At 61.9% G+C, this 16,828-nt stretch carries 14 protein-coding genes; 6 read left to right on the forward strand and 8 right to left on the reverse strand.

From position 1 onward, the window contains the following. The first annotated feature begins 171 nt into the window (after nucleotides 1–171). Complete coding sequence (locus AC244_RS04655; protein ID WP_053247576.1) at nucleotides 172–849, forward strand: HAD family hydrolase; 678 nt, start codon at nucleotides 172–174, stop codon at nucleotides 847–849. Nucleotides 850–1,106: 257 nt separating this feature from the next. Here AC244_RS04655 and AC244_RS04660 read toward each other — a convergent pair whose 3' ends face one another. Together AC244_RS04660 and AC244_RS36245 are read right to left on the reverse strand one after the other, a co-directional pair. Beyond that, entirely contained in the window at nucleotides 1,107–3,002 is a 1,896-nt protein-coding gene (locus tag AC244_RS04660; protein WP_053247577.1) for a L,D-transpeptidase family protein, read from the reverse strand. Beyond that, on the reverse strand, nucleotides 2,999–3,394 hold the full coding sequence (locus tag AC244_RS36245; RefSeq protein WP_152975833.1) for a hypothetical protein: 396 nt from the start codon (nucleotides 3,392–3,394) through the stop codon (nucleotides 2,999–3,001). Before AC244_RS36245 ends, AC244_RS04660 begins: the two co-directional genes overlap by 4 nt. Nucleotides 3,395–3,535: 141 nt before the next feature. Between AC244_RS36245 and fumC the strand changes: the two genes are divergently transcribed. The 3 genes from fumC to AC244_RS04675 all read left to right on the forward strand — a co-directional run bounded on the left by fumC (nucleotide 3,536) and on the right by AC244_RS04675 (nucleotide 7,007). Continuing rightward, a complete protein-coding gene (fumC, locus tag AC244_RS04665; RefSeq protein ID WP_053247692.1) occupies nucleotides 3,536–4,927 on the forward strand; it encodes a class II fumarate hydratase in 1,392 nt (463 codons plus the stop codon). 190 nt (nucleotides 4,928–5,117) lie between these two features. After that, nucleotides 5,118–6,188, forward strand: coding sequence for a GGDEF domain-containing protein (locus AC244_RS04670; RefSeq protein WP_053247578.1), 1,071 nt, complete (start codon nucleotides 5,118–5,120; stop codon nucleotides 6,186–6,188). A 171-nt stretch (nucleotides 6,189–6,359) separates the two neighbouring features. Next, nucleotides 6,360–7,007, forward strand: a complete 648-nt coding sequence (locus AC244_RS04675) for a L,D-transpeptidase (RefSeq protein WP_053247579.1) — start codon at nucleotides 6,360–6,362, stop codon at nucleotides 7,005–7,007. A 40-nt stretch (nucleotides 7,008–7,047) separates the two neighbouring features. On the opposite strand, the gene AC244_RS37920 is transcribed toward AC244_RS04675, so the two are convergent. The 3 genes from AC244_RS37920 to AC244_RS04690 all read right to left on the reverse strand — a co-directional run bounded on the left by AC244_RS37920 (nucleotide 7,048) and on the right by AC244_RS04690 (nucleotide 9,673). Further along, complete coding sequence (locus tag AC244_RS37920) at nucleotides 7,048–7,839, reverse strand: M15 family metallopeptidase (protein ID WP_234716840.1); 792 nt, start codon at nucleotides 7,837–7,839, stop codon at nucleotides 7,048–7,050. Between the two features lie 80 nt (nucleotides 7,840–7,919). Further along, nucleotides 7,920–8,528: a pyridoxamine 5'-phosphate oxidase family protein gene (locus AC244_RS04685; protein WP_053247581.1), complete on the reverse strand. Its 609-nt coding sequence runs from the start codon at nucleotides 8,526–8,528 to the stop codon at nucleotides 7,920–7,922. Nucleotides 8,529–8,764: 236 nt separating this feature from the next. Beyond that, nucleotides 8,765–9,673: an alpha/beta fold hydrolase gene (locus AC244_RS04690; RefSeq protein ID WP_053247582.1), complete on the reverse strand. Its 909-nt coding sequence runs from the start codon at nucleotides 9,671–9,673 to the stop codon at nucleotides 8,765–8,767. 47 nt (nucleotides 9,674–9,720) lie between these two features. On the opposite strand from AC244_RS04690, the gene AC244_RS04695 reads away from it, so the two are divergent. Continuing rightward, nucleotides 9,721–10,206, forward strand: a complete 486-nt coding sequence (locus tag AC244_RS04695; protein WP_053247693.1) for a MarR family winged helix-turn-helix transcriptional regulator — start codon at nucleotides 9,721–9,723, stop codon at nucleotides 10,204–10,206. 15 nt (nucleotides 10,207–10,221) lie between these two features. Here AC244_RS04695 and AC244_RS04700 read toward each other — a convergent pair whose 3' ends face one another. Together AC244_RS04700 and AC244_RS04705 are read right to left on the reverse strand one after the other, a co-directional pair. Next, nucleotides 10,222–12,042, reverse strand: a complete 1,821-nt coding sequence (locus AC244_RS04700; RefSeq protein WP_053247583.1) for a monovalent cation:proton antiporter-2 (CPA2) family protein — start codon at nucleotides 12,040–12,042, stop codon at nucleotides 10,222–10,224. A gap of 24 nt (nucleotides 12,043–12,066) precedes the next feature. Further along, complete coding sequence (locus tag AC244_RS04705; protein ID WP_053247584.1) at nucleotides 12,067–12,441, reverse strand: gamma-butyrobetaine hydroxylase-like domain-containing protein; 375 nt, start codon at nucleotides 12,439–12,441, stop codon at nucleotides 12,067–12,069. Nucleotides 12,442–12,589: 148 nt separating this feature from the next. Here AC244_RS04705 and moaA point away from each other — a divergent pair, with 148 nt between their 5' ends. Then, a complete protein-coding gene (gene moaA, locus AC244_RS04710) occupies nucleotides 12,590–13,639 on the forward strand; it encodes a GTP 3',8-cyclase MoaA (RefSeq protein WP_152975836.1) in 1,050 nt (349 codons plus the stop codon). Between the two features lie 352 nt (nucleotides 13,640–13,991). Here the strand turns inward: moaA and AC244_RS04715 are convergent, their stop codons facing one another. Beyond that, nucleotides 13,992–16,544: a methyl-accepting chemotaxis protein gene (locus tag AC244_RS04715; protein WP_053247586.1), complete on the reverse strand. Its 2,553-nt coding sequence runs from the start codon at nucleotides 16,542–16,544 to the stop codon at nucleotides 13,992–13,994. Between the last annotated feature and the right edge of the window lie 284 nt (nucleotides 16,545–16,828).

A 16,828-nucleotide genomic window follows, 5' to 3' on the forward strand; every position in this document is an offset into this window, starting at 1 on the left:
CTCCATCCGTTTTCCGCACAGACACTTACACGCCCGAAGCGGCAAACAAAAGCCAAAATCAGGGGCCCAGCCCGGAATCCTGGACCCTTCCCACACACACTTGCCATTGCATTCTGCTGCAACTTCGCCTACCCGAACGGCAACTCTTTCCGGCTATGCGAGGTTCACCTCTTGTCTTCCCCTATTGTCGTCTTTGATCTCGACGGAACCCTTGTCGATACGGCGCCGGACCTAGTCGCGAGCCTCAACCATGCGGTGACCCAGGCAGGCGTCGAGCCGGTCACATACCGCGACCTCACCCACCTTGTCGGCCACGGTGCCCGCGCAATGATCGAGCGCACCTTCGCGCTTCGCAACAAGCCGCTCGATGAGGATGCGCTTGCCTGGCAGATGAAGGAGTTCGTCGACTTCTATCATGGCTCCATGCCCGGTGATTCCCTGCCCTATCCGGGCATGCTCGACGCGCTCGACCGCCTGTCGGCGGCGGGCTTCAAGCTTGCGGTCTGCACCAACAAGCCGGAGATGCTGGCAAACCGGCTGCTCGAACGCCTCGGCCTCATCGAGCGCTTCGCGGCGGTTTCCGGCGGCGACACGTTCGAAATCCGCAAGCCGAATGCCGACCACCTGCTGCGCACGATCGCCAATGCCGGCGGCAGTGCTGCGCACTCGGTGATGATCGGCGACAGCCTCAATGACATTCTGGTGGCCCGCAACGCCGCGATCCCGTCGATCGCCGTGCCGTTCGGCTATTCCGACGTTCCGATCGAAAGCCTGGAGCCGACGGTGATCATCCGTCACTTCGACGAATTGACGCCGGCGCTGGTCACTGGACTTTTCAACGGCACGTGAGGCACAGCGCCCCGGCGCAGGATCTGAGGATTTGATCCGCTTCCGATCGAAGACGACCTCCACGACGATCAATGGTCACGGCAGCGCGGATGACGCAAGAATCGGCGCCGCGTTTCTTGAGTCGTAGCGGCACGCCGGTTTCCCTTCGCGCCACCTCAGCCAAATGAAAAGACCCCCGAGGAGATGCTCCACAGGGGTCTTGAATCTTGTGCCGAACGCAGCGCCGATCGTTGGCGGCGACATACTCGGATTGTGACTTAGCCCTCGGCCCTGCGGGCGTTGCGGGTCGCGTCGAAGGCGCGGTTCACATACATGTCGCGCTCATACACGTCGTCGAAATACTCGATGACACCGTCCTTGTTTGGCCAGGCGGTGAAATAGGCGACGTAGACCGGAACCTTCTGCGGCACCTGCAGCGCCTTGTTGTGACCGCCGCCGATTTCGTTGCCGACATCCTCGACGCTGGTGCCGAGCACCGCCGCTGCCATCCGGCGCGGATCGGCAAGCCGCACGCAACCATGGCTCAGGGCACGCTGGTCACGCTTGAAGAAGCTTTTCGACGGCGTGTCGTGCATGTAGATCGCGTGCGCATTCGGGAACAGGATCTTCAGTTCCCCGAGTGCGTTGTCGCTGCTCGGCGGCTGGCGCACGGCGACCGAGGCTGTCGATCCATTCCAGTTGACCGAAGATGACGGCACCGGGCGTCCACCGATTTCCACCTGATAGCCCATCCGGTCGAGATAGCCGGGGTCGTTGCGAAGCTTCGGCAACATCTCGTTGACGATGATCGACTGCGGCACGCCCCAATATGGATTGACCTCGACGGTCTGGATCTCGTCCTGGAAGAAATAGGTCTGGTTCGCCTTGGAGCCGACGACGACGCGCATGGAAAACTGTTCAGTGCCGTTGTCGGTATAGGACGCGGTGAAGGCCGGCTGGTTGATGAAGACGTAGCGGTTGCCGAGACCATCGGGAAGCCAGCGCGCCTGTTCCATGGCGACTTCGAGCTTGTCGATCTTGCTTGCCACGGTATCGCCGCCCGTCAGAATGCGCAGCGAAGCCTGACCGATGACGCCATCGGCTTTCAGGCCATTTTCCTTCTGGAACGCTTCGACCAGCAGAACCAGCTCAGGCGTGTATTCGGGAGTTCCCTGATAGGCGGCGAGCACCGTCGCATGATCCGCCTTCAGTGTATCGGAGCCTTTGATGCGGATCCCGGCGACAATGTTGGCAAGTTCAGGATTGCTCTGGCCCGGCTTCAGCAGCGTGCCCGGCGCGATTTCGACGCGCTGCTCCACGCTCTTTTCGGCACGAAGGCGCTCGAGTTCCACCGACAACGCCGCGAACTGCTCGCTCTTCGGATTCTGGTCGTTGATCAGCGTGGCAACATCGGAGCTTGCCGACATCTTGTCGAGGAAGGCGCCGAGATCGACGGTCTTGCGCTTGAAATCGTGATAGCCGGAGATCTTGTTGGGATCGATGCGGCCGCGCACCGTATCCTCGACATAGGAAAGCGTTGCCGCCGACAGCGCGATTTCGAACTGAACAAGTTCCTTTTCACGCGCGATCATGTCGCCGCGGTCGAATTCTTCTGCCGGTATCTGGACGGCATAATCCTGCGGCTCGAGGCCGACCTTTGCCGCATCGGCAAGAACGGCAATTGCCGCCTTCGCGCGCGCGTTGACGCCAGTGCCCTCGATCCAGACGAAATCCTCACGTGACCCGTAGTGGGTCTCGATGGCCTTTGCCACGTTCGAGGTCGCGCGAACCTCGATTTCAGGCATGAATTGACGGGCATCGGCGAGCGGCGCACGCAGCATCGGCGGCAGCGCGCCGTTGCGCACGGAACCCGTAACGACCGGATCGAGCAGCTTGCCTGTATCGATCCGGCGCAGAGGCTCAGCCTTATAGGCGTAGTAGCGCGGGCCGGTCACCTTCGGCAGTGGCTTGGAAACCGTGTTCTGCTGCGGCTGAACCATGGAACCGACGCCGGGCAACGGCTGAGCGGGCTGCATTTCCTGCTTCGGCGTCTTCTGCCTGCCGCCGCGGATAAGGTCCATCAACGTGATGGCCGCAGCCGGCCGCACATCGAAGGTTGCAATCGCACAGCTGCTCATGAGCGCTACGATCGCTGCCGTCTTGAAAATTCTCATGTGAAACTACGTCCCCGTATCGCGTTGTCGCCGAACTCGGCTTTAGCCAGATTCTCGCCACGCCCTCGTGCTCCAAAACTTATAGAAAAGGATGGTGAATGAAAAGGAAACGCGCCTGCCCGAACCTGCATGAAACCACCTCTGCGTGGTAAAAAAACCGCTTCATTTTCAGGACGTTCAAGAGCCCATAAAAATTTGATTTGCATCGACATTAATGCGGCGGCGACGCCCTCAGCTCGACTGAACGATCGCTGCGAGCCTTCAAGGAAGGTAACGAATGTGACTGAAACGCAACAACGAATCCGGCTCGCCTCACGCGGTGCGAATCGGCCGCTGCACGGTTGCAAAAGCAGCTCTTTGTCGCATGCCTGCGTTTCAAACGATTGTAGCATTGCCACCGCCAGTGCCGCCTCTTTACAAGCCTTGCCAGCCGGGGCAGAGAGAGGCCCGGCACCTTGGGGAAGGGACAGCCGGTTGCGACCGGGTCCCCTCGCCCAGACTTCATGAACCGCATGACGAAGGCAGGGATCACGATGACATCGACGCGCACGGAAACAGATACGTTCGGCCCCATCGAAGTGGCAAACGACCGCTACTGGGGCGCTCAGGCCCAGCGATCGCTCGGCAACTTCAAGATCGGTTGGGAAAAGCAGCCGGCTTCGATCGTCCGCGCGCTCGGCATCGTCAAACAGGCAGCGGCTCGCACCAACATGGCGCTCGGCCGCCTGGATGCGACCGTCGCCGATGCCATCGTGAGGGCCTCGCAGGAAGTCATCGACGGCAAGCTCAACGACCATTTCCCGCTCGTCGTCTGGCAGACCGGCTCGGGCACCCAGTCGAACATGAACGCCAACGAGGTCATCTCGAACCGCGCAATCGAACTGCTCGGCGGCGTCATGGGCTCGAAGAAACCGGTGCACCCGAACGACCACGTCAACATGAGCCAGTCGTCGAACGACACCTACCCGACCGCCATGCACATCGCCTGCGCCGAGCGGGTGATCCACGACCTGCTGCCGGCGCTGAAGCATCTGCACAAGGCGCTCGAAGCCAAGGTCAAGGCATTCGACCACATCATCAAGATCGGCCGCACCCACACCCAGGATGCAACCCCGCTGACGCTCGGCCAGGAATTCTCCGGCTATGCGGCGCAGGTCGCCTCCTCGATCAAGCGCATCGAAATGACCCTGCCCGGTCTTTGTGAACTGGCGCAAGGCGGCACGGCTGTCGGTACCGGCCTCAACGCACCCGTTGGCTTTGCCGAACAGGTCGCCGAAGAGATTGCCAAGATCACCGGCATCGCCTTCACCACGGCGCCGAACAAGTTCGAGGCGCTTGCCGCCCACGATTCGATGGTGTTCAGCCACGGTGCGATCAACGCCTCTGCCGCCGCCCTCTTCAAGATCGCCAACGATATCCGCTTCCTCGGCTCCGGTCCTCGCTCGGGCCTCGGCGAACTCTCGCTTCCGGAAAACGAGCCGGGCTCATCGATCATGCCGGGCAAGGTCAACCCGACCCAGTGCGAAGCCCTGACCCAGGTCTGCGTCCAGGTCTTCGGCAACAACGCCGCGCTGACCTTCGCCGGCAGCCAGGGCCATTTCGAACTGAACGTCTTCAACCCGCTGATGGCCTACAACTTCCTGCAGTCGGTGCAGCTCCTCGCCGATGCCGCGGTCTCCTTCACCGACAACTGCGTTGTCGGCATCGAAGCGCGCGAAGACAACATCAAGGCAGCGCTCGACCGCTCGCTGATGCTGGTGACGGCATTGGCGCCGAAGATCGGCTACGACAACGCGGCAAAGATCGCCAAGACGGCGCACAAGAACGGTACGACACTGCGCGAAGAGGCCGTCGGCGGCGGCTACGTGACCAATGAAGAGTTCGATGCGGTCGTGCGCCCGGAAACGATGATCAGCCCGGCCTGATCCGTTTATCCCTGCCGCGGCGCCTTAACCGGCGTCGCGGCGCGGCTCTCGCCCCGGATAGACCGGACAGCGCCTTGTCTGCCTTAACTCGAATTGTCCTCTTTCGCGGAAGCAATCATTAAGACTTCGCAAATCATTTGCCCCTAAAAATCAGTACCCGTAAGCAATGAGTAATATTGGGGGTTTGCGGATGCAAACGGCCACCTCTGGAAAAACACAAGCTCCTGATATCGCAGCGCAAGTGACCCATGCGATGCGGATGATGGGCGTATCGCCGATACCGCGCAATTACGAGCTCTATTACGAAGCCTATCTCGGTTCCAACCCGCAACTGTCCAAGGAGCTTGCGGCCCTCGGCAGCCGCGCGACCCAGGAAGAACTCGACGCGATCGGCGCGCAATATTTCAGCCATATCCACCGCTCGACCGGCATCGAGCGGGCACACACCAGCCTTGCCGCCAAGCTGGCCGAACTGGTCAACCTGTTGAAGGACGAGCAATATGCGCTCGAGACCTACAACAAGGTTCTCGACGAAGCCTACGTCAACATAACCAGCAAAAGCGCCTCCAGCGCTGACATCCTGCGCCATGCCATCGGCATCCTCACCGAAGCGACCGCCGACACGATGAGCCAGGGCAAGGAGCGCGTGCAGACCGTGGTGCAGAAGTCCTTCGAGATGGAGGTCATCCGCCAGGAACTCGACGAATACAAGCGGATTGCCAACACGGATTCGCTGACGCGGCTCGCCAACCGCCGCGCCTTCGACGACAATCTCGCGGCCGTCTACAACAACGATCACGAGAAGAACTTCACCGGCTTGCTGGTCGCCGATATCGACCACTTCAAGAAGGTGAACGATACCTTCGGCCATCCGGTCGGCGACAAGATCCTGGCGACGGTCGGCAGCGTCATCCGCGCCAATGTCCGGCGCGATGCCTTTGTTGCGCGCACCGGCGGCGAGGAATTCGCCATCATCCTCAACGACAGCAGCCAGGAAGAATGCCTGCAGGTCGCCGATCGCATCCGCACGGTTCTGGCGGGCACGCCGTTCAGAAACTCCAAGACCGGTGTGAATTACGGCCCGATCACCCTGTCGGTCGGCGTCTGCATGGCGACAGCCGCGGAAGATGCGGTCGACCTCTACAACAAGGCAGACATCGCGCTCTACTCCGCCAAGAATGCCGGCCGCAACAAGACGATGCTGTTCGAAGACGGCATGCGCAAGGAGTCCGGCCGCAACTGGCTGATCTACCGGCGCTAGCAAGCAACGGCAATCCCATGAGATGGCGCCCACTGGGCGCCATTTTCGATTCAGCACCTCCGGTTCCCTTGGAAACAGCCAGATCAAATTGCAACCGGTAGAACCCTTTGCAACAGGGAACAACCGCAACCGAAAGCGCGATGGGTTCCCACAAGCTGAGGGGGAACTCACATGAAGCGCATCTTAGCAACCGTTATAGCAACCGCCCTGATGACGGGATCGGCGGCAATCGCCCATGCCACCGAAAGCGGGCAGGATCCGATCACTGTCGCCTCGCTCGACAGCAGCATCGCCAAGACCGGATGGCTTCAAGTTCTGTCGCAAGGCGACGCGCGGAAGGCGAAACGCGGCGATATCAACCAGTCGCCGATCGCGCGAGAGCTCGTCGCCTTCTCCGAGACCGCAGCTCCCGGCACCATCATCGTCGACAACTCCGAGCGCCGGCTCTACCATGTCATCGGTCGCGGTATCGCGGTCAAATATGCCGTCAGCGTCGGGCGAAAAGGGTTTCTGTGGACCGGCACCAACACGGTCAGCCGCAAGGCCGAATGGCCGACCTGGGTGCCGCCCGAAGACATGCGCGTCCGTGAAGCGAAAAAGGGCAAGGTGCTGCCGGCCAGCATGAAGGGCGGCATCGAAAACCCGCTCGGCGCCCGCGCCATGTATCTCGGCTCCACCATCTACCGGATTCACGGAACGAACCAGCCGCTGTCGATTGGCAAGGCGATGTCATCCGGCTGCATCCGCATGGCCAACGAGGATGTCGAGCACCTCTATGCCAATGTCCAGATCGGCGCGACGGTTGTCGTTCGCGACTGATCGATCAGTCATGGTACGGCACGTCCACGGTCAGCGTTATCTATCGACAGGCGGAAGAACCCGCCTGCCTGGCAATGGCAATCAGTTCCGGCCGGTACTCGAAATGCATGGTGTCGAAATGATACCAGCGCCCACCCCAGATGAAACCGTGCTTCTCGAAGATCTCGACGATCTCGAGCGGATAACGGTTGCGGTAGGGCGCGGTACCACTCTTGCCCCTGCCCGCCCAACGCCAGTAGTCGGCAACACCGGTATTGAGGTCGATCGCCGCACCGAAGCTGTGCATCGACAGCGTGCGCGCGCCGGCGATATTGCGCCAGTTGAAGGTGCCGGCACTTGGTACGAGGTACCGCTTCAGCTTCGGGTGTGAGGCGAGTTCGGTTTCGACCGCCTGCAGTGCCTTCGCCACGCCGTGTCTGCTGGTCACCCTCAGGCGCTCGCCGAACCAGTCGACTGTGACGAGATCGCGCCTGACGTGCGCAGCGCTGTCGCCATAGAGCCGTTTCATGAAGGCTTCGCTGCGGATACGCCCCGGATCGAAATCGACGGCCGGCGGCTTGGCGCAGAGGCCAAGCGGATAGATCTGGGAAAGACTGTCCTCGATATCGCCCGCTTCGAGCTTTTCCACATGGCTCTTCTGCCGGCCGTCATCGATCGGCAGCGCTGCACCGCCGTCGCGCAGGATCAACGTGTCTTTGCCGACCTCGGCGATCGCCTCCGGATAGGCCTTGGCGAGCAGCGCAAGTTTCTCGCTCAGCGTCGGGTCAGCAGCAAGGGCCCTGCTAATGCACGCCGAAAGAAGCAACGCGGCCGCACCAAGATATGCGCTCACAGATCCACGTCGCATCACGTTTCCATCTCTTGGCTCGCTCCTGCGCGGCCGGCATCGCGGGGCCGGCTCGGCGTTCCAGCCTACCACATGGTCTTGGCGGCGCGCTCGGGCCATTCGCGATCATAAGTATCCCGGTCGAAATCGACCTTGGCCGCCTTCAACAACATGCCGGGTGTGGGAAGCGTCGCGGGATCGATGAAACGCTCAGGGTTCCAGATCTGCGATCGCATTAAAGCGCGCGCGCACTGGAAGTAGACCTCGCCGATGGTCACGACGATGACGCTGCGCGGGTTCTTGCCGTCGACCTCGAAGGAGCCGGTCAGCGCCGGATCGATGTTGACGACGGCGGTGCCGTTGATGCGCATGGTGGTGTTCGATCCCGGCACCAGGAACATCAGCGCGACGCGCGGATCGCGCACGATATTGGCAAGCGAATCGACGCGATTGTTGCCGCGCCAGTCGGGCATCAGAACGGTCTTGTCGTCGGCAATACGGACGACGCAATCGTCGTCGCCGCGCGGAGAACAGTCGAGCCCTTCCGGACCGACGGTGGCAAGTGCTGCAAAGGGCGAAGCCTCGATCATCTGCCGGTATTCCGTGGTCAGCGCCTGGGTGACCTTTGCCACCGACGCCTCGCTGACGCCGCCGTAAAGTGCGTTCAATTGCTCGATCGAAGTGATGACCGACATGCCGTCCTCCCGCAAATGCACGATAGCCGCATGTCGAAATCGTTATCCGGATTCATGCAGCCAATCCAATGTCAGCAGCGACACTCGCGCCTCTGGAAAGGCGGGCAGCACCGCAGATCGAAGCGATCCTTTCGACGGATAGCATGACAGGCCTATGACGGCATCTGCGAAATTGGCTGAAATCGTATCAGGTGCGAGAACCCAGATGCACTGCAGCCTTTTAGAGCCGCATTGCCTCAGGCGGCAGCCTTTCGATCCTCGCCATGGACGAAGGCGTTGATCCTGTCGATCACCGGCGCTGCCGATACGATGCGGCGATGGCCGTAGCCGTTCGCCCAGTGAAGTTCGACATTGGGTCCGGCAGCCGCATAGCGGCGCGCATGTTCGGCCGAAACCTCCTTGTCGTCTTCCGCATGGATGATCAGTGTCGGCACGGCCCGCACCTCAAGGATCTTGGCCGCATCGAAATCTTCCAGCCGGCGGCCGGACAGCCGTTCGACGACGGCTTCGAAAGCCCGCTGCGTCTTGGAAGAAAGTCGAAGAACTTTACCGAAACCCTTGAAAAGCCAGGTCATCTCGCTCGGGGCACCGATCAGGACGAGTTTCTTCGCCACATGGCTCGGCACGTCGCAAACGACGCCACCAGCCGCACAGGCAAGGCTTGCGCCGCCAAAGGAATGGCCGACGCTGACGTCGAACCCGCCGAAATGTCGCCAGGCGGCATCAATCGCCCTGACGGCGGCAGGCATGGTCAGCGTCCGCCCCGGCGAGGCGCCGTGCCCCGGCCAGTCGAGCGTCACCACTTCGGCGCCGCCGGCAACGAGGCCCTCGATCATCGGCGCGAGATAGTCGCTGCGCGATCCCCAACCGTGGACAAGCAGCACGCGCTTGGCATTGGCCGCATTGCGGGGGCCGACGAAATGCCGGGCCATGACCCACCCGCCGGCATAGGAAAGCGTCACCGGCTTGCCCTTGGCGATGACCGGGACCGCTGCGGCCAGTGCGGCGCGCTCCTTGGCACTCTTCGGCTTGCGGCCGGGCGTCACGCTGAACAGCTTGAAGGCAAGCCTACCGGCTGCCTCGGGAGAAATGACCGACACGCCGGCAAGCGCATGGCGGATGACCTTGATCGCAAAGGATGCCATAGTGAGAATCTCTTAGTATGTTCAATGCTGAACATTATTGTACAACGATGAACAAAAATCAAGTGACGAACGAACAGCATCATTTCCCCTGGGACCACCCGCGTTTTCGCAGCTGGATTGCCGTTGCGCGCGCCTGTCAGCTGATGCAGCAGACGATGACGCGCTCGCTCGCGCATCTCGACATCAAGACGCCACATCTCGACATCCTGATCAATCTGTACCGCTTCGACGGGATCTCGCAGCAGGAGCTTGCCCGCAAGCTGCTGGTGGGACGGTCGAACATGAGCATGTTGCTGCCGCAGCTGGAAAAGCGCGGACTGATCGAGCGTCGCGGCGACGACAAGGACAAGCGCATCCTGCGACTGTCACTGACGCCGACGGGGCGCACCTTGACCGAAGAGGCGATGGAGGTTCAGACGGGCCTCATCGCAAAATTGATGGAGGATGCGCCGCTCGAGGAATGCATGGTCGTGGCGCAATCGATGGAGCGGCTGATCGCGGTCCTCCTGAAGGATGAGAACGACCTTGCCTGACGCCACGCCGGCTGGTCAGCCGGCTGAGCCTTCCTGCGCCTCGCGGGCTTCCGCCTCCGCCCGCTCGCGCGCCGTTCTCGAGGCGATGATGTCGGACGGCTGCGCGTTGCCGCGGATCAGTTGCCGCCCGGCATAGATGCCGCCGATGGTTTCGAGCGCAAAGCGCTCCTTGTCGAGGTCGCGGAACTCTTCGATCACATCCGCCGCCGTTTCCGCATCCTCGCCCAGGACGTTCAGCACCTGCGTGCCGAAGACGAGCGCCGATTCGAATGTTTCGCGGATCTCGAAGTCCACCCCGGCGTGCAACAGGTCGATGGCATGGCCGCGGTCGAATGCACGCGCCAGCACCGGCACCAGCGGAAACTCCTCCTTGGCGGTGTGGGCGATCTTGATCGCCGCCGCCTTGTCGTCGACGCAGATCAGGATTGCCCTTGCCGTGGCCGCCCCTGCCGCATGCAGGATATCGCTGCGGGATCCATCGCCGTAAAAGACGCGGAATCCGAAGTTCGAGGCGTCGCGCACAAAGTCCGCATCCTTGTCGATCAGCGACAGCTTGTAACCGCGCGCCAACAACGGCTGGCTGACGATCTGCCCGAAACGGCCGAAGCCGATCATCAGCACCGTGCCCTCGACATTCTCAGGCACTTCCAGGTCGTCAGTCCTCGGCGGCTCCGGTCTGGCAAGGCGGCCATGAAGGAAGATCGCAATCGGGGTCAGCATCATCGAGAGGATGATCGTCGCCGTCAGCGTCGCATTGGCTTCGGCATCGATGATTCCGGCCGAGACGGCGGCTGCATAGAGCACGAAGGCGAACTCGCCGCCCTGCGCCATCAGCACCGCCCGCTCAAGGCTTTCGCTGTGGCAGGCACGCAGCAACCGGGCGACCGCATAGATCAGCACGCCCTTCAGCGCCATATAGGCGAGCACGGAGATCACCACCACCTGCCAGTTGGCGGCAATCACCGAAAGGTCGATCGCCATCCCAGCACCAAGGAAGAACAGGCCGAGCAGGATACCGCGAAACGGCTCGATATCGGCTTCGAGCTGATGGCGGAAAGCCGATTCCGACAGAAGCACACCTGCAAGGAAGGCACCCATCGCCATGGAAAGACCGCTCTGCTGCATCGCCAATGCCGAACCGAGCACGACAAGCAGGGCCGCCGCCGTCATCACCTCGCGCGCGCCGGCCGCGGCCAGAAGCCGGAACAGCGGGTTCAGGAGGTAACGACCCGCGACCACCAATGCGACGAGCGCCGCAAAGGCAATGCCGATTGCCATCCAGCGCTCCGCCGGATCGCTGGCAGCCCCACTGCTGCCAAGCAGTGTGACGATCACCAGAAGCGGCACGATCGCCAGATCCTCGAACAAGAGGATCGCGATCATGCGTTGGCCCTTCAGCGTCGAGATCTCGTTTCGCTCCTGCAGCATCTGCATCACGATCGCCGTCGAGGTCAGCACGAAGCCGGTGCCGGCAATGAAGGAGGGAATGGGCTGAAACCCAAGTGCCAGGCCGACGGTCGTCAAACCGGCGATGCAGGCGAGCACCTGGGCAGCCCCAAGGCCGAAGATGTCCTTGCGCATGCTCCAGAGCTTCGACGGCTGCATTTCCAGCCCGATGATGAACAGGAACATCACCACGCCGAGTTCGGCCACATGCAGGATCGCCTTCGGCTCGGTGAAGAAGCGCAGGCCGAACGGCCCGATCACCAATCCGGCAAAGAGATAGCCGAGCACCGACCCGAGGCCGATGCGCTTGAACAGCGGCACGGCAACGACACCGGCAGTCAACAGCACGACCACCTGCGTCAGGTCGTTCGCGTTCGATGCATCGGCCAATAGACCGTCTCCTTTTCAAATGGTTCAGCGTGGCTTTTCAGTCTTGTCGCGCGACATGCCCTTGTCGGCGAGTTCCTGCTCATAGGCGGCAAAAAGCTCTCCGCCCTTCTCGCCGAGTTCGCGCAGATAGGTCCAGGTGAAGATGCCGGTGTCGTGAAAGTCGTCGAAGCCGATGCGCACGGCGTAGTTTCCGGTCGGCTGAACGGAGATGATCTGGACGTTGCGCTTGCCCGGTACCGTCACCCGCTGGCCCGGCCCGTGGCCCTGTACTTCGGCGGACGGCGACAGCACGCGCAGCATCTCCGCCGAAAGATCGAAGGATGCGCCGTCGTTGAAGGCAACGACGAGGCGGTGGCGGTCTTTCGAGACGCGCAGTTCCGTCGGCCAGATTTCGCTCATGATGTCTGCTCCTGTTTTCAAGCCCACGCTTAGCTGAAGAATCGCTCCCCGAGAATTACCCGGCTTTTCTGATCAACACTTTGCGACAGTATGCACCTTGACGCGACCACGTTTGCTGACGACATTGAAGGCGCTGGGAGAAAGACATTTGAACACAGCAGCAATAATGAGAACCGGCGCAACGCCGCTTGAAGATAGCACCGCCCCGATGATCGATCCGTTCGGCCGGGCGATCACCTATCTGCGCGTGTCCGTCACCGATCGCTGCGATTTCCGCTGCACCTACTGTATGGCGGAACACATGACCTTTCTGCCGAAGAAGGATCTTCTGACGCTGGAAGAGCTCCACCGTCTCTGTTCCGCCTTCATCGCCAAGGGTGTGCGCAAGCTGCGGCTGACCGGTGGCGAGCCGCTGGTGCGCAAGAACATCATGTTTCTGGTGCGCGAACTCGGCCGCGAGATCGAGGCAGGCCGCCTCGATGAGTTGACGCTGACGACCAATGGTTCTCAGCTTGCGAAACATGCCGCGGAACTGGCCGATTGCGGCGTACGCCGCATCAACGTTTCGCTCGACACGCTCGACCCCGCCAAATTCCACCAGATCACCCGCTGGGGCGATCTCGGCAAGGTCATCGAAGGCATCGGCGCCGCCCAGGCCGCCGGCATCAAGGTCAAGATCAATGCCGTTGCGCTCAAGGGCTTCAACGATGTCGAGATCCCCGACCTGATGCGCTGGGCGCACGGCCGTGGCATGGACCTGACCTTGATCGAAACCATGCCGATGGGCGAGATCGAGGAAGACCGCACCGACCACTACATGCCGTTGTCGGAGATGCGCCGGCAGCTCGAGCAACAATTCACGCTGTCCGACATCGCCTACAAGACCGGCGGGCCCGCCCGTTATGTCGAAGTCGCCGAGACCGGCGGCCGGCTCGGCCTCATCACGCCGATGACCCACAATTTTTGCGAAAGCTGCAATCGTGTCCGGCTGACCTGCACCGGCACGCTTTACATGTGCCTCGGCCAGAACGACGCCGCCGACCTGCGCACCGCACTGCGGGCCTCCGACGACGACGCCTATCTCGGCCAGGTGATCGACGAAGCGATCGGCCGCAAGCCCAAGGGTCACGACTTCATCATCGACCGCGAGCACAACCGCCCCGCCGTTGCCCGCCACATGAGCGTCACCGGCGGCTGAGTCGGCACCTGCATCCATTTTTGTTCTTGGCTGTCTAGACTTGCCGTACCGGCGCAGCGGTCGACGGCTGCGGCGCGCCCGCCCCTCATCCGCCTGCCGGCACCTTTGTAACTTCCCTATCACCGCATTCGCAGGTGTAATGGACAATGCGGTAGCGGGCGAAAGACCGAAGCACCTTTGGGACAGCAAGCCCGTGGGAGAGCTTGGCCGAAACCTGCTACGGTCGATGGTGGGGAATGACGGCGAGGATGGGCGGCGCGAACCGAGTCCTATCGCGGGGCACGTCCCCTCTCCCCGCCTGCGGGGAGAGGGTTAGGGTGAGGGGCAATCGGCGCGCGCTGCCGCCGCCCGCTCACGCTGCGTAATGCGCTCCATAGCCGCGGCCATAGGCCTGGCTCGCGACCGTCGACGTACCGGTCTTGAAGCGCTCGATCTTTTCGTTGAGCGCCTCGACCTGGCGGCGCAGACCGTGGATCTCGGCGGTGTTCTCCTCCACCATCGCCGCGTTCTGCTGGGTGATCAGCTCGACCTCGTGCACCGCCGAGTTGACCTCGTTGAGGCCGGTATACTGGTCTGCGGCCGCAGCCTCGATGTTGCTGACGAGCTGGTGGATGGTGCCGATGTGGTTGTTGATGACGGTAAGCGCATCACCGGTTTCCTGCACCAGCGCCACGCCACTTCTAACCTGAGCCGAGCTTTCGGAAATCAGGCCCTTGATCTCGCGCGCCGCACCGGCGCAACGCTGGGCGAGTTCCCTCACCTCCTGTGCAACGACGGCAAAGCCGCGGCCCGCCTCGCCTGCCCGCGCCGCCTCGACGCCGGCGTTGAGTGCCAGGAGGTTCGTCTGGAAGGCGATCTCGTCGATGACGCTGATGATCGTGCTGATCTTTTCGGATGAGCGGTTGATCTCCGCCATGGCGTCGATCGCCTTCGCGACCACCTGGCCGGAATGCTTGGCGTAGGAATTGGTCTCGTCGACGGAGACGGTGGTCTTGCGGGCGCTCTCTGCCGTCGAGCGGACGATCTCGGTCAGCTGGCGCAGGGCGCGCGAGCTTTCCTCAAGTGCGGCCGCCTGCTGTTCCGTCCGCCGCGCCAGATCGTCGGCGGAAGCCGACAGGTTGCTGGTGCCGCCGGTGATCTCGCCGGTCACCATGCGCACGTCGCTGAGCGTAGCGCGCAGCGCCTCGACCGCGTTGTTGTAGGTGCGCGCCATGATCACGTAGTCGGCCGGCAGGTCTTCCGCCATGCCTTCTTCCAGGTTGCCGGCGGCAAGCTCCGCCAGCACATCCGAAAGCGCGTTCAGCGCCTGCATTTGTTCGGCCTCGATCCGGGCGCGTTCTTCGGACCGGCGGCCTTCTTCTTCCGCCGAGAGCGTGCGAGCGGCTTCCGCCTCGCGTCCCAACCGGACGTTTTCGACGGCGTTGTCGCGGAACACGGCCACCGAGCGCACCATGTCGCCGATCTCGTCGCCGCGGTTGCGGCCTTCGATCGCCACGTCGAGATCGCCATTGGCAAGCCGGGTCATCGTCTCCGTCACCCGCTTCAGCGGACCACGCAGGGTTTCGACCAGCATCAGGCCACCGATGATTGCAAGCAGTGTACCGGCTACCATCGCCACGATCGACATGTCAGCCGAACGTTGGCTGTCGAGCTTGCCCGCTTCCTGGGCGCTGCTGACGAAGCTTTCGAGCGTTGCGCTCGCGCCGGCAACCAGTGTAGAGGCCGCAGCCTTGGCTTCCTGCCAGCGCCCGCCGACGTCGATCAATGCGGCCGTACCCTTGTCGATGTTGTCGAGCGAGGGCTTGAGCTTGGCCGGCAGGTCGCGCAGAGCGGCATTCTTGCCGCCAAGTTCAGAAAGCTTCGCCGCGCTGTCACGAACGGCCTGAATATCAGCCACCACCAGATCGCGGCTTTCCGCGTCGAGCTTGCGATGAAGCTCGCTGATATGCAGGCGGGTGCTGTCGAGCCCCTTAAAGGTGTCGCCCATCAGCGCGATCAGCGTCTTCAGCTGCGAGATCTCGCTGTCCATTCCGACAAAGCGCTTGGCGGCGGTGTCGGAATTCTTGGCCGCTTCCTTGGCAAAATCCGCCTCATATTTCGAGAACTTGCTGAGGATCGGCACCAGCGCATTCTTCTTGGCCTCGCTGTCTTCAGCGCCGGCAAGAATCGCCTGGACCTTCAGCGCCAGATCCTTCAGCTCGGCAATCGGCTTCTGAACCTTTTCCGACGCGATCTTCTCGGCTTCCTCGATCTGCTTGATGAGGTGTGGTAGCAGCTTGCCAGCCTGATCGATCTTGGCGTCGGCGTTGACAGCCATCGTCACCGGCAGGCGGAATTTCTTGATCCGCTCGGCGACACCCTGGTAGGCGGCAGCATCGAAGAGCAGCGCCTTGGCAAAAGATTCCTTCTCACCCGACTCGTTGCGGATGATGTCGATCTGCTTGTAGGCACTGTTGCCCTGCGCCGTCATGTCGGTCAGCGCCGCCTCGAGCGAAGCTGTCACCTGGTCCTGCTCGACCTTGATCGACCAGAGTTTTTCCGTCTGGCCCCGCATCGCTTCACCCAGCGACAGCACGGAGGCGATCTCTGATTTGTCGGCCTCGCGCGTCAGCAAGCCGTCAAGCGAACGGACGCCAGCTTCCTGTTCGTCGATCTGGGCACTCAGCGCCCCTCTCATTTCCTCGCTCGGCGCATCGGCAAAACTCTGGAGCGCGCTGCGCAGCGCCTGGAAATCCGAGAGATTGTTGATGGTTTCCCGCGTCACGGTCATGTGGCCGTTGAGCGTTCGTGCGGTGAAGAAGCCGACGAGGCCGATACCCGCGATCAGAACCACCAGCGGGACCACGAAAAGCAGAACCTTGGTGACGATGCGCAGGCGCTGTAATAGACGATCGATGAAAGACATTGCGGACCCCAGATTATTCTTATGAGAGACATGTCCGCGCGGTGGCTTCTTCTTGCTGGAAGCACGGGGAAATATCGGCGGAAGCACCTCCCAGGCCCCGACCGACACCTCTGGAATGGCGCGTCACCAATGTTCCGGCGCACACCATCCACCGATCGCGTCATGCGATTGGAAGCGGAGTCATCGCAACGATAGGCAGCGAAACTTAAGATTCCGCGAATAGAAACCGCTCCGGGAGATCACGCCTTCTGGATGATCGACAGTCTTCGTCCCGATTGACCTCG

Origin of the sequence: Ensifer adhaerens (assembly GCF_001270265.1) — a bacterium.
In the GTDB taxonomy this organism is placed as follows: domain Bacteria; phylum Pseudomonadota; class Alphaproteobacteria; order Rhizobiales; family Rhizobiaceae; genus Ensifer; species Ensifer adhaerens_B.

Excerpts from the sequence above, each read along its gene's own strand:
- AC244_RS04685 (WP_053247581.1), bottom strand. The coding sequence starts at position 8,528 with ATGTCGGTCATCACTTCGATCGAGCAATTGAACGCACTTTACGGCGGC.
- AC244_RS04670 (WP_053247578.1), top strand. The coding sequence starts at position 5,118 with ATGCAAACGGCCACCTCTGGAAAAACACAAGCTCCTGATATCGCAGCG.
- fumC (WP_053247692.1), top strand. The coding sequence starts at position 3,536 with ATGACATCGACGCGCACGGAAACAGATACGTTCGGCCCCATCGAAGTG.
- AC244_RS04690 (WP_053247582.1), bottom strand. The coding sequence starts at position 9,673 with ATGGCATCCTTTGCGATCAAGGTCATCCGCCATGCGCTTGCCGGCGTG.
- AC244_RS04715 (WP_053247586.1), bottom strand. The coding sequence starts at position 16,544 with ATGTCTTTCATCGATCGTCTATTACAGCGCCTGCGCATCGTCACCAAG.
- AC244_RS36245 (WP_152975833.1), bottom strand. The coding sequence starts at position 3,394 with ATGCTACAATCGTTTGAAACGCAGGCATGCGACAAAGAGCTGCTTTTG.
- AC244_RS04660 (WP_053247577.1), bottom strand. The coding sequence starts at position 3,002 with ATGAGAATTTTCAAGACGGCAGCGATCGTAGCGCTCATGAGCAGCTGT.
- AC244_RS04705 (WP_053247584.1), bottom strand. The coding sequence starts at position 12,441 with ATGAGCGAAATCTGGCCGACGGAACTGCGCGTCTCGAAAGACCGCCAC.
- AC244_RS04675 (WP_053247579.1), top strand. The coding sequence starts at position 6,360 with ATGAAGCGCATCTTAGCAACCGTTATAGCAACCGCCCTGATGACGGGA.
- AC244_RS04695 (WP_053247693.1), top strand. The coding sequence starts at position 9,721 with ATGAACAAAAATCAAGTGACGAACGAACAGCATCATTTCCCCTGGGAC.